The sequence below is a fragment of the Sporosarcina sp. Y1009 genome, from assembly GCF_057669865.1.
In genome coordinates this window covers 36,687-49,467 of sequence record NZ_JBYHFO010000022.1, presented here as the reverse complement: position 1 = coordinate 49,467, position 12,781 = coordinate 36,687, and the positions used below count along the sequence as shown (strand labels likewise).

At 40.2% G+C, this 12,781-nt stretch carries 12 protein-coding genes; all 12 read right to left on the bottom strand.

Annotated features, from left to right (window positions below; genetic code table 11):
• Positions 1-371 precede the first annotated feature (371 nt).
• The 12 genes from lysS to hpt all read right to left on the bottom strand — a co-directional run bounded on the left by lysS (position 372) and on the right by hpt (position 12,779).
• A complete protein-coding gene (lysS, locus tag AC25Y1_RS17865) occupies positions 372-1,862 on the bottom strand; it encodes a lysine--tRNA ligase (RefSeq protein WP_488149359.1) in 1,491 nt (496 codons plus the stop codon).
• Between the two features lie 197 nt (positions 1,863-2,059).
• Entirely contained in the window at positions 2,060-2,569 is a 510-nt protein-coding gene (folK, locus tag AC25Y1_RS17860) for a 2-amino-4-hydroxy-6-hydroxymethyldihydropteridine diphosphokinase (RefSeq protein WP_488149358.1), read from the bottom strand.
• Positions 2,566-2,934 carry a dihydroneopterin aldolase gene (gene folB / locus AC25Y1_RS17855; protein WP_488149357.1) on the bottom strand — a complete coding sequence of 123 codons (369 nt, stop codon included), beginning with the start codon at positions 2,932-2,934 and terminating at the stop codon, positions 2,566-2,568. The genes folK and folB overlap by 4 nt, the downstream gene beginning before the upstream one ends.
• Positions 2,935-2,945: 11 nt before the next feature.
• Positions 2,946-3,797, bottom strand: coding sequence for a dihydropteroate synthase (gene folP / locus AC25Y1_RS17850; RefSeq protein WP_488149356.1), 852 nt, complete (start codon positions 3,795-3,797; stop codon positions 2,946-2,948).
• On the bottom strand, positions 3,797-4,651 hold the full coding sequence (gene pabC / locus AC25Y1_RS17845) for an aminodeoxychorismate lyase (RefSeq protein WP_488149355.1): 855 nt from the start codon (positions 4,649-4,651) through the stop codon (positions 3,797-3,799). Before pabC ends, folP begins: the two co-directional genes overlap by 1 nt.
• 20 nt (positions 4,652-4,671) lie before the next feature.
• Positions 4,672-6,069 carry an anthranilate synthase component I family protein gene (locus AC25Y1_RS17840; RefSeq protein WP_488149354.1) on the bottom strand — a complete coding sequence of 466 codons (1,398 nt, stop codon included), beginning with the start codon at positions 6,067-6,069 and terminating at the stop codon, positions 4,672-4,674.
• Between the two features lie 185 nt (positions 6,070-6,254).
• Complete coding sequence (gene cysK / locus AC25Y1_RS17835; RefSeq protein ID WP_488149353.1) at positions 6,255-7,178, bottom strand: cysteine synthase A; 924 nt, start codon at positions 7,176-7,178, stop codon at positions 6,255-6,257.
• Between the two features lie 200 nt (positions 7,179-7,378).
• The gene (locus AC25Y1_RS17830) at positions 7,379-8,299 is read right to left on the bottom strand and encodes a peptidyl-prolyl cis-trans isomerase (protein WP_488149352.1); all 921 of its coding nucleotides are present in this window, start codon (positions 8,297-8,299) and stop codon (positions 7,379-7,381) included.
• Complete coding sequence (gene hslO, locus AC25Y1_RS17825) at positions 8,277-9,164, bottom strand: Hsp33 family molecular chaperone HslO (RefSeq protein WP_488149351.1); 888 nt, start codon at positions 9,162-9,164, stop codon at positions 8,277-8,279. Before hslO ends, AC25Y1_RS17830 begins: the two co-directional genes overlap by 23 nt.
• 31 nt (positions 9,165-9,195) lie before the next feature.
• A complete protein-coding gene (locus AC25Y1_RS17820; RefSeq protein WP_488149362.1) occupies positions 9,196-9,960 on the bottom strand; it encodes a type III pantothenate kinase in 765 nt (254 codons plus the stop codon).
• A gap of 101 nt (positions 9,961-10,061) precedes the next feature.
• Complete coding sequence (gene ftsH / locus AC25Y1_RS17815) at positions 10,062-12,095, bottom strand: ATP-dependent zinc metalloprotease FtsH (RefSeq protein WP_488149350.1); 2,034 nt, start codon at positions 12,093-12,095, stop codon at positions 10,062-10,064.
• Positions 12,096-12,236: 141 nt separating this feature from the next.
• Positions 12,237-12,779: a hypoxanthine phosphoribosyltransferase gene (gene hpt, locus AC25Y1_RS17810; protein ID WP_488149349.1), complete on the bottom strand. Its 543-nt coding sequence runs from the start codon at positions 12,777-12,779 to the stop codon at positions 12,237-12,239.
• Between the last annotated feature and the right edge of the window lie 2 nt (positions 12,780-12,781).

The window sequence follows — 12,781 nt, the reverse complement described above, 5'->3', positions numbered from 1 at the left end:
ATCTTGACGTTTTGCTGTTCAGTTTTCAAGGTTCATTATATTAAGTAAGAACTCTACTTACATATTCGTTTCTGTGTTACCGTCTCGCAACAGCAACTCTTATATCATATCAAACCGTTTCACACATGTCAACAACTTTTTATAAAATCTTTTTCGTTGTTTACGTGGTGTTTTGGCGACATTCATAACTATAACAGGCATTGATCTACAATGCAACAGTTTTTCAAAACTTTTCATCACTAACTTTATTACCTCATAGGAATAAACGTGCGAAGCTCGTTGTTAACGGCCTCGCACAGCTATTTCCATTTTAAAGAATACGTTTTATAAATTGAAATTCAATTAATTAATTCAGTGTTACTTCTATATAGTTAATCTCTCGGACGCATTTGTGGGAAAAGAAGAATATCCCGTATTGAAGGTGCATTCGTAAGTAGCATGACAAGGCGATCGATTCCAATCCCAAGTCCACCAGTCGGTGGTAGTCCATACTCTAAGGCTTCAATGAAGTCTTCGTCCATATCGTGTGCCTCATCATTTCCTTGTTCTTTTTCTACAAGTTGCGCCTCAAAACGTTGACGCTGATCGATTGGATCATTAAGTTCTGTAAATGCATTCGCATGTTCACGACGCACAATAAATAATTCAAATCGATCTGTGAAACGCTCATCTACCGGATTCTTTTTCGCGAGTGGAGAGATTTCAACTGGATGTCCAAAGATGAATGTTGGTTGCACTAATTCTTCTTCAACTTTTTGTTCGAAGAATTCGTTGAGTACATGTCCCACTTCCATCATTGGAGTTACTTCTACTCCGTGCTCTTTTGCAATTGCGTGAGCTTCCTCTTTAGTCAACTCTTTCCAGAAGTCAACACCTGTATATTCTTTAACAGCATCCACCATGTGAAGTCTCTTCCAACCCGGTGCTAAATTAATGATGTCCTCGCCATAAGTAACTTCCATAGTTCCGAGGACGTCTTGTGCGATATGTGCGACCATGTTTTCGGTTAGCGCCATTATATCTTCGTAGTCTGCATACGCTTCATACAGTTCAATCATTGTGAATTCAGGATTGTGACGAGTTGAAGTTCCTTCGTTACGGAATACACGCCCAATTTCATACACCTTCTCAAGACCACCTACGATTAACCGCTTTAAATGGAGTTCAATAGCGATACGCATATAAAGCGTCATGTCTAATGAATTATGGTGAGTAATGAATGGACGCGCTGATGCTCCTCCCGCAATTGCGTGCAACATTGGCGTTTCAACTTCGAGGAATCCTTGATCATCTAGGTAACGCCTCATCGATTGAATTATTTTGCTACGTAGAATAAATGTTTCTTTGCTGCCTTCTGTAGAAATCAAGTCTAAATAACGTTGACGATAACGTTGTTCGATATCTTGTAAGCCATGGAATTTCTCAGGCATCGGACGAAGTGCTTTGGTCAAGAAGGTAAACTCTTTAACCTTTATCGATAGTTCTCCAACATTCGTTTTAAACACTGTCCCAGCAACACCAATAATATCACCAAGGTCAGTACTGCTATAAAGTTTGTATGCTTCTTCACCTATAGCATCTTTTCGAACGTAAATTTGAATCTGTCCGTCCAAATCTTGTAGATGAGCAAATCCCGCCTTCCCTTTTCCACGCTTAGTCATAATACGGCCGGCAATTTTCACTTCATATGAAGCTTCTTCTAACTCTTCTTTCGTGAATCCTTCATATTTTTCGCGAATCTCTAAAGATAAATGCGTTCGCTCAAATTTCGAACCAAATGGATCTAGTCCACTTTCTCTTATATCTTGCATCTTCTGTCGTCTCACCAGAAGTTGGTCGTTTAAATCATCAAGATTAGACATTTCATTCACTCCTCCGATAAATTACATGCTACAATTCATGTTTTGATTATATCCCTATTGTACACAAATAAAAGAGCTACCACAATTCGCGGTAGCTCGAACTTATAATTAGCTAGCACTTTCGCTCAAAGCCGTTTGTTCTCACTCCGCTACTCCTTCAACAAAACCATCTAACTCGCCAGTCGACTCATCTATCCTTATTTGATAAAATCTTCGACACCGCTCAATTTTTGTTGCAGTAAAACACCTTGATCATGAACTGCTATCGCTTCCTTGTATTGTTGACCCGTTACTGGATCAGCAGCTTCCGGCGAAATTTCAAGAAGAGGTATCAGGACAAACCCCCGTTCATGCATTCGTGGGTGCGGGACAATTAGATTATCCGTTATAATATTATCGGTATTATAAAGTAAAATATCGAGGTCGACAATTCGCGGGCCCCATCTTAGTGTTCTAATTCTTCCTAAGTCATGTTCAATTTTCTGGCAAACACCTAGTAATTGATGAGGATCTAATGTTGTACTTACCTCTATGACAATATTTAAAAAGTCAGATTGATCGGTGAAGCCAACCGGTGCGGTTTCATAGATAGATGAAACCGACAATACCACTATATTTTCCTGCAAATGCAATGCCCGAACAGCATTTTTTAAGTGGTTTGAACGCTCGCCAATATTTGATCCAATCGATATAAATGCGTGGTTCATTTGAATATCCCACGGGTAATATCAACGGATACAGATGTATAATGTCCAGGTATCGGCGGATCTGGTTTAATGAGAACTACACGCACTCCTGAAATCTTGGTAGGATAGCGGTTCAATAACTCTCCCGCAACCTTTTCTGCAACGGCTTCAATTAGTTTTAATGGTTTACCTTCTACAATTTCCTTGCAAAGCTCATAAGCTTCCGCGTAATTTACGGTTTTATCAAGATTATCAGTCTGCCCCGCTTCTTCAAGATTTGTCGCTAGCGATACCGTTAATCGAAAACGCTGCCCAAGTTTAGTTTCTTCCGGCAATGCGCCGTGGTAACCGTAAAACGCCATTTCGTTCAAATGAATATAATCCATTATGCATTCTCCTATTCCCTATATGTAACCTTACCTGTTAAGACATCCATCATTTTAACGGCACGCGCAATTTCTTTTACGTCATGAACGCGGATAATATGACAGCCTCTTTCAATCCCAAAACAAACCGCTGCGCTTGTTCCTTCGAGGCGTTCTTCTACAGGTAGATCTAAAACCTTTCCAATCATCGTCTTTCGTGATATTCCGAGCAATTGAGGATAACCGAGTTCGGCTATTTTTTGCAATCCTTGCATCACAGCGATATTTTGTGCTGTGTTTTTTGCAAATCCAATCCCTGGGTCCAACCATATGTTTTCTGTAGAAACACCAGCATTCGTTGCAATTTCTATACTTTCATTCAAATCTGCTATCACTTCATCCATTAACACGCCTTCATAGTTTGCTTGTTCGCGATTATGCATCAGTATAATCGGCGCATTGTATGAAGCAGCAACTTTTGCAATTTCCGGCTCACGTTTGGCACCCCATATATCATTAATAATATGCGCACCAGCTTTCATCGCAGCCTCTGCAACTTCCGCTTTATATGTATCTATGGAAACAACACAATTCAATTCACTGGTGATTGCTTCTATGACAGGCGCAGTTCGCTCTAGTTCTTCTTCAAGTGAAACAGGTGCGTGTCCTGGACGAGTCGACTCGCCGCCAATATCAATAATTTTCGCACCGTCTTTCATCATTTTTTCTGCATGCTTAAGCGCTGCGTCAATTCGGCTATATTTTCCACCATCGGAGAACGAATCTGGTGTTACGTTCAAAATCCCCATAATCACTGTTTCTTGTCGAAAATCAATTTGGACTTCCCCAAACCGGTAGATTTCTTTTGTATGTGTTAACGCCATCAGTTTTTACCTGCTTTCATATCATCTATCACTTTTCTATATAAATCGAATAATTTTTGATAATAAATTCCGGTATTACCGGGTAATGCGATTCCCTCTATTGATGCAAGGGGCACAAGTTCTTGAATCGCGTTCGTTACAAATATTTCGTCAGCATTTTCAACATCTTGTTTTGTGTAGAATCCTTCGTGCACGATTATTTCTGCAGATTTTGCAAGATCCATCACAAACGCACGGGTTGTTCCAGGTAAAATGCCAGTCTCTATCGCAGGTGTGAATAGCTTTCCGTTTTTCATCCAAAACACATTGGATGTCACTCCTTCCGCGACAAACCCATCATGGTTGAGAAACAATCCTTCATGTTCTTTTAATGACGAAAGCTCTAATCTACCTCGGACGTTATTAAGAAAACTATGCGATTTATGACGCATTGTGCTTTCCGGGTTATTTCGAATTGTCTCCAACCAGACACCCTTTTTTTCAGTAACAGAAGCCGTTATAGGTAATTCTTTTCTAAATAAAATGACAGTCGGTGCAGGATATGAAGATGGTGCAAGTCCAATATCATGAACACCTGCTGAGACATTCAAACGGAAATAACCGTCTATCCCACCTGCAGCCGCATTTAGCTTTTTTACAGCCGCTATAATTTCATCTATTTCGTAAGGTAGAGTTATCCGGTATTCGCAAAGTGCTTTGTTTAAGCGCTCCATATGAGATTGAAATAAAAACAACTTGCCATCGTATGTCCGAAAAGTTTCAAAAAAACCGACTCCGTATAAAAAACCGTGATCGAACGGAGATATTTTTAATTCTGCCGCAGGTTTGAACTCACCATTCATCCAACATAACATGAAGTTAGTCTCCTTTTCTTCTATGCCTTTTCAGCTACTGATTTCGCTAACCATAACGCTTTTCCTTTCGCTAAGGACTCAAAATATTCATTTTCAGGAATTGAATCTGCTACCAAGCCCGCTCCCGCTTGAATATGTGCGATGCCATTTTGTATGTATGCTGTGCGAATCACGACATTCAATTCAAAATCTCCATGAAAACCGAACCAACCAATCGATCCTGTATATAGACCTCTCCGTTCTGGTTCGAGCTCCTCAATAATTTCCATTGTGCGAAGCTTTGGTGCCCCTGTAATTGTGCCACCTGGGAATACACCTTTTACGATATCTGCATTTGAAGTTTCCGGTGCGACGGAACCTCGAACATTTGATACAAGATGCATGACGTGCGAGTAACGTTCGACGACCATAAATTCATTGGTTTCTACTGTGTTTTTCTCGCAAACTTTTTCCAAGTCTTCTATTTCTAACTCAACAAGCATGATATGTTCGCCTTTTTCTTTTTCATCCGACAGCAAGTCTTTTTCGAGGGTAATGTCCTCTTCGACTGTCTCACCTCTTGGTCTTGTTCCACCAATTGGACGTGTTGTTAACTCGTTTCTACGCCTTTTCAAAAGTAATTCTGGAGAACTGGACACGACTGAAAATGTGGATGCACCCATTGAAACCATATAAGGTGATGGATTAACCGAACGAAGCGCTTTGTATAACGCAAGTGGATGTACTGTTAATGATTTCGATTGTCTAACGGAAAGATTTACTTGAATCACATCGCCTTTTGCAATGTATTCCTGTACATCTTCCACCATCTTTTCAAATTGCGGACCAGTCACAGACACTGTTAGATCATCTGAAGGTTCCAATGCATCTGGTGAAACACTTTCTACAGATGCTGTTGCAGCTGCTATTGTCCATTTATTCATAACGTCAGAGGGATTCAAGTCATTTCCTGGAAGTGTTATAAAATAGGCAGTTTTCGCTTCGATGTCAAGAACTGCCCACTCATCAAATAAATAAAAGAATAAGTCCGGTGTTTTTAAATAATCTACTGTATCCTCCGGAATTTGTTCGTATCTTCGCACGTAATCATAGCTAATAAATCCTAATACGCCGCCTTGAAATTCAGGAAGCTCCGGAATATAATCGATTTCATAATTCGCAACAAACTGAGTGATTTGGTCGAGTGGATCACCTTGTCGAATTTCTTCAGTACCATCGCGCCATGATATTTTTAAAGAATCGCCTTCGACCGCTTGAAGTATGGCTAATGGATTAATGCCGGCAATTGATAAGTTACCCCCGCGGCCACTTTCCAGCAGAATATGTTCCTCGTTCGCATAAGCAAGTTGTTGATAGGCATTAAAAAACTGCTCTTCTGTCATTGTATTAGCCGTGAAGGCCGGTACTTGTCGCGTCATCTTACTATTCCCCCTCGGTACCGATTGATATCTCTATCTTAACGCAAATTCGCTATTTTGTGCATAAAAACTAAAACAAAAAGAGGTGAAGGAAATGTCATCATTTCCTTCACCTTTGGGATATTTTTTTATGATATATCTAGAAAATCGTCAAAAAGGCAACAACACCTTATTATGACAATGCATTAATCATCAAATTGATAAAGCGGAGTGCTTAAATAACGTTCTCCGTTAGATGGGAGAATGGCAACTACTTTCTTGCCTTTTCCAAGTTTTTTAGCGACTTGAAGTGCTGCGAAAATTGCCGCTCCTGACGAAACACCACCGAGAATTCCTTCTTCACGCGCCGTACGTCTCGCTGTTTCGTATGAATCTTCGTTTGATACAAGAATAATTTCGTCATAAATATCTGTATCAAGTACTTCTGGAACAAATCCAGCACCAATTCCTTGGATTTTATGCGGACCAGGTTGGCCACCTGACAGGACAGGAGAATCCGTTGGTTCTACTGCAATAATTTTCACATCAGGGAAACGTTCTTTTAATACGCTTCCTACACCCGTAATTGTACCACCCGTACCTATACCCGAAACAAATGCATCAACACGATCTAACGCATCTGCAATTTCTGGGCCAGTTGTTAAACGGTGTATTTCAGGATTCGCTGCATTATTGAATTGTTGGGGCATAAACCAATCATTTTCTTTGGCAAGTTCTCCAGCTTTAGCGATGGCACCTTTCATACCTTCTGCACCTGGTGTCAATACTAAATCGGCGCCGTATGCACGCAATAAGTTTCGTCTTTCCATACTCATGGTATCCGGCATAACTAAAACAGCTTTATATCCTTTAGCAGCTGCAATCATTGCTAATCCAATTCCTGTATTACCACTTGTGGGTTCAATAATCGTACCACCCGCTAGTAGGTCACCAGACTTTTCAGCTGCTTCAATCATTGCTAACGCAATTCGATCCTTCACACTAGATCCAGGGTTATAATATTCTAATTTCAAATAAATATCAGCATCATCTGCACCCGTCAGTCGATTCAACTTCACAAGTGGTGTTTTTCCAACTAAATCGGCAACTGAGTTTCCAACCATTGTCATATTACCCTCTCCTAATTCCTACTATTTTGATATGTTTTATACCATTAATCCTACTACGAGTTTGTACATGGTGTCAAATGTTATATCGCCACTGTTATTCTATTACTTCCCCAACTTTTTAGAAGTAATCCAAGAATATTTAAATTAAAAAAGCGTGGAAGGAAATGTTAAAATTCCCATCCACGCTTTTTCACTAAATTTTATTCGTAAAACCAGGTTGTATCGAATTCCTTCCAAAAGGATTCTACACTCACTGTTTCGGTTAGTTGTTCCATCGCAAGTTTTCGTTTAATATGATCTTTCACTTCGTTTAATTTAAATGCTTTCCCCTTCATGATGTCGCTCACATGAAGGATTGCAAAATCACCGTTTGCCAATTCGAGGATGTCACTTGTTGTATTCGGTTTCAATGATGAAGCCGTTTCAATGATGTGAGGATCTATAGCCTCTTTTGCCTCGTGAATATACCCAAGATCGCCTCCAAGATTTGCAGAAGAAGCATCAACTGAGCGTTCCCTTGCCAAAACATTAAAGTTAGACCCTTCCGTCAATTCAATTCGTGCATTTTCAGCATCTTCTTTGGTAGAAAGAACAATGATGGCAGTCCGGTAAGCATCCGGCGTATTATAAAGTGATGACTGATTCTCATAGCTGGCTTGAATAGCTTGATCATCAATCACGATATCTACCGTTAGGATTTCCTCCAAAATAATAGAGGTACGCATTCTTTCACGCTCTTCCTCAGTAGATATTCCTTTGAGCACTTGATCGTCAGCTGAATGAACAAGTGCGAGTTCTAGATCGACTTCCTTATCAGATACTTTAATCTTGTACTTTTCAGCCGCAGCTTCCATTACTTTGTAGTTCACTAGTTCAACTAAAGTTTCGCGACCAATCTTTTCTTCCATTGCAGCCATCCAAGTTTCACGTTTTATCGCTTCACCATCAATCTCAGCTACTACTTCTTCAGATTCCCATGATTTATCAGTTACTGTCCACGCGATAAACCACACGATATTACTGAGCAGAAGAATGCCAATGACGATTAATAGCGGTTTCTCTTTTAATCTTCGGGTTCCCGAATTCGTTCCATCACCTTTAGGTTCTTGATTGAATTTCATGGATATACCCTTCTAATTCCTTTTCATCATAAATATATGACTCTAAACAAAAATGGCAATTCGCTTCAGCTTGGCCATCTTCTTCAATCATTTCGCGAATCTCTACTTCCCCGAGACCAATAATTGCATTGCCAAAACGTTCTCTTGAGCAATTACATTCGAATGAAACATCCAATTTGTCAAGAATTTCAACATTTTCCTCGCCTAAAACTGAATGTAATATCTCTTCAGGTGACAGTCCGTTATCAATCATTGTTGAGATCGGTTCCATCGTCGCGATTTTTCCTTCTAAAATATCGATCGTTTCTTCTGTTGCGCCAGGCATGACCTGAATGATAAATCCGCCGGCTGCTTTTATTGAATTATCCGGATTCACAAGCACACCAAGTGCAACTGCAGATGGAACTTGTTCGGAAACGACAAGATACTCTGTAAAATCTTCTGCAATTTCACCAGATACAAGTGGAACTTGGCCTGTAAAGAATTCACGAAGACCTAAATCCTTCACAACCGACAACATCCCCGTTGTTCCAACCGCACGCTTGACGTCAAGTTTCCCTGATTCATTTAACTCAAAGTGAACTTCCGGATTTGTTACATAACCACGAACTTCTCCGTACGCGTTTGAATCAATTACCATTGGTCCAATCGGTCCGTCCCCTTCAATTTTAATCGTTAATTTATCTTCACCTTTTAACATAGCCCCCATCATAACTGCCGCTGTCATAGAACGGCCAATTGCGGCACTTGTTGTCGGCCAAGTATTATGACGTTTTTGTGCTTCATTAATCGTATCAGTAGACCTAACGGCATAAGCCCGAATTGTTCCATTAAATGCGAGTGCTTTTACTAAATAATCCTTCATTTTTTCCTACTCCTTCACATCGGGTAATTCTTTATATGTTTCTTTGATAAATAAGGTGTAGTCCTTTAAGTGTTAAAAAGTTATCAACTTTATCAATAACCGTTGTTTCGCTGGCAATTAAGTCAGCCAAACCACCAGTTGCAATAACTGTTGGTACTACCTTACTTTGTGCTTTCATGCGCGCAACAATACCCTCAACTTGACCAACATAGCCAAATACAATTCCAGCTTGCATCGCCGAGACTGTATTTTTCCCAACAACATTGTCTGGACGTGCTAATTCAATCCTTGGTAATTTAGAAGCGCGGTCAAATAAAGCTTCCATAGAAATTCCTATACCAGGAGCAATCGCGCCCCCCATATATCCACCGTTACTGTTTATATAGCAATACGTCGTAGCTGTACCAAAATCGACAATGATAAGTGGACTTCCGTATTCTTCAATAGCTGCGACAGCATTGACAATTCGGTCTGCGCCTACTTCACGCGGATTTTCATATTTAATATCCAAACCTGTTTTTATCCCTGGTCCAACAATGAGCGGCTTTATGTTGAAATACTTTCTACACATTTGCTCAAGTGGAAACATGACCGGTGGGACGACTGATGAGATGATAATTCCATGAATTGCACTGAAGGTTAAACCGACATGGGCGAAAAGCGATCTGACTTGCATCGCATACTCATCTTCTGTTTTCTGACGATATGTTTCCATGCGCCAATGGTATTTGAGTTTACCTTCGTCGTAAACGCCGAGGACAATGTTTGTATTTCCTGTATCCAACACTAAGATCATTTTAGGTTCCTCACTAACTGTTACAATTTTCAACATATCATACCACAAATCATTGATTTAAAAAAAGCTGACCGCTTCGAAAAGGGCCAGCTTTCATTTTTTTAATCTCTTCGTTTTTCGTCAAACGGATTTGGTGGACTTTCATATCCTGTTTCTTTTGGCAAATTGCCAATTGATGGATCTGATGGAGCGCCTGTTGAATCTGTGATAACTGTTTCATCTTTTTCTTTTTCAGAAGGCACTTCTTCTTTTTCTTCTTTTTCTTCTTTTTCTTCTTCACCATTATTGTCATATGGACGGATTGGTAAAGTCCCGTGATCTTTCAAGTGGTTAATTTGCTCAGCATCAAGCGTTTCTACTTCTAGAAGAGTCGTAGCAATTAAGTCAAGCAAATCACGATTTTCTGTCAGTATTTGTCTCGTACGCTCATATTCTTCTTTTACGATACGTTGCATTTCCTGATCAATTTCATATGCAATTGACTCGGAATAATTTTGTTCGGAACTAAAGTCTCTTCCAAGGAATACTTGACCTTGGGATTGACCGAATTGTAATGGACCTAGTTTATCACTCATTCCATATTCAGTTACCATAGATCTTGCGATTCCAGTTGCACGTTGGAAGTCATTATGTGCGCCAGTAGAAACTTCGCCAAGCGCGATTTCTTCTGCAACACGCCCTCCGAGAAGTCCAGAAATCTTATCAAGGAGTTCCGGTTTCGTCATAAAGTATCGATCTTCTTTCGGAAGCATAACGGCATATCCGCCCGCTTGCCCACGAGGGACGATTGTTACTTTGTGTACAATATCCGCTTCGTCGAGTATGAGTCCAACAACTACGTGACCCGCTTCGTGGAATGCAACAATATTTCTTTCTTTTTTAGAGATTACTCGACTGGATTTAGCAGGTCCCGCAATTACGCGGTCAGTTGCTTCATCAATATCAGACATGTCGATTTTCTTCTTGTTACGTCTTGCTGCAACAAGTGCAGATTCATTTAACAAGTTCTCAAGATCAGCACCAGAAAAACCTGGTGTACGCTGTGCAAGCGCCTTAAGATTTACGGTGTCGTCAAATGGTTTATTTCTAGCATGTACCTTAAGAACCGCTTCTCTTCCTTTTACATCTGGACGACCTACTGTAATTTGACGGTCAAAACGTCCAGGACGTAGAAGTGCTGGGTCTAAGATATCTGGGCGGTTTGTAGCTGCAATGATAATGATTCCTTCATTTTCACCGAAACCATCCATTTCAACTAGTAATTGGTTAAGCGTTTGTTCACGTTCATCATGTCCGCCGCCAAGTCCTGCCCCGCGCTGACGTCCAACTGCATCAATTTCATCAATGAAGATAATACATGGTGCGTTCTTTTTCGCATTTTCAAATAGATCACGAACTCGTGATGCACCGACCCCTACAAACATCTCAACAAAGTCAGAACCTGAAATTGAGAAGAATGGTACTCCTGCTTCACCTGCAACCGCACGTGCAAGCAATGTTTTACCTGTACCTGGAGGTCCTACAAGGAGAATCCCTTGTGGAATACGTGCGCCAACTTCGATAAACTTACGTGCGTCTTTGAGGAAGTCAACAACTTCTACAAGCTCTGCTTTTTCCTCATCGGCTCCGGCTACATCATCAAAACTGACTTTCTCTTTATCATCTGTATGGAGCTTCGCCTTACTCTTACCGAAATTCATTACTTTACCGCCGCCGCCACCCTGTGACTGATTCAACAGGAAGAAGAACAGAATAATAATAATGATAAATGGAACGAGTCCCGTGAAAAATGATACGAGCGCGCTCGTTTCTGGTGCTTTTAAATATTCAATCTTAACCGACGCCGACGATGCAACTTCATCAATATCATTGAGCAATGCATCATGCGACTGCGGAATATTCGTTACAAATGTTTCGCCTTCTTCATAGCCTTTCATCTCGCCTTTCACTTCATAAACGAGCTGATCGGGTTGAATTGTGGCGCTTATTACATTTCCTTCTTCAAGTGCTGACCGAAATTCATTGTATGAAATCGGCTTGATTTTCGGGTTTGTTTTATTCAGCGAACCAAATATTCCCATTAAAGCCAAGAAAATTAGTCCGTATAGTAGAAAGTATCGAAGTATTCGATTCATCCCTAGGCCTCCTCATTTCGTTAAACAGAAAACTATTGTAAATCTTACCATAAGTAATCTTCATTCTACAAAGAAAACGCATTATAATTGTTACGTAAAAAAAGCTTTCCCTTACCCCTTTTCGGGGTGGTTCGGAAAGCTTCAAAAAGAGTAAATTTCTTTTTTCAATACTCCGATATAAGGTAGATTGCGATATTTCTCCATATAGTCTAAACCGTATCCTACTACGAATGCATCTGGCACATTAAAACCGATGTAATCAGCTTCTAAATCTACTTTTCGGCCAGTTGGTTTGTCTAGTAGTGTTACGATCTTTATGGAATTTGCTTTACGATACTTCATCAGATCTACGAGATAGCTTAATGTTTTCCCGCTATCTATAATATCTTCAATGATCAATACGTCCCGTCCTTCGACGCTTGTATTTAAGTCTTTGACGATTTTCACTTCACCAGACGATACAGTTGCATTTCCATAACTGGAAACGTCCATAAAATCAAGTTCAATATAGGCATCAATATGCTTAATTAAATCACTCATAAATGGTAAAGCACCTTTAAGTACACCAATTGCAAGCGGAAACTTATCTTGATATTCTTCAGTCAGTGCGGCACCTAACTCATCAATCTTTTGTTGGATTTCTTCTTCGGTAATCAGTACTTCTTCAATGTCCTTGGCGAGCATCG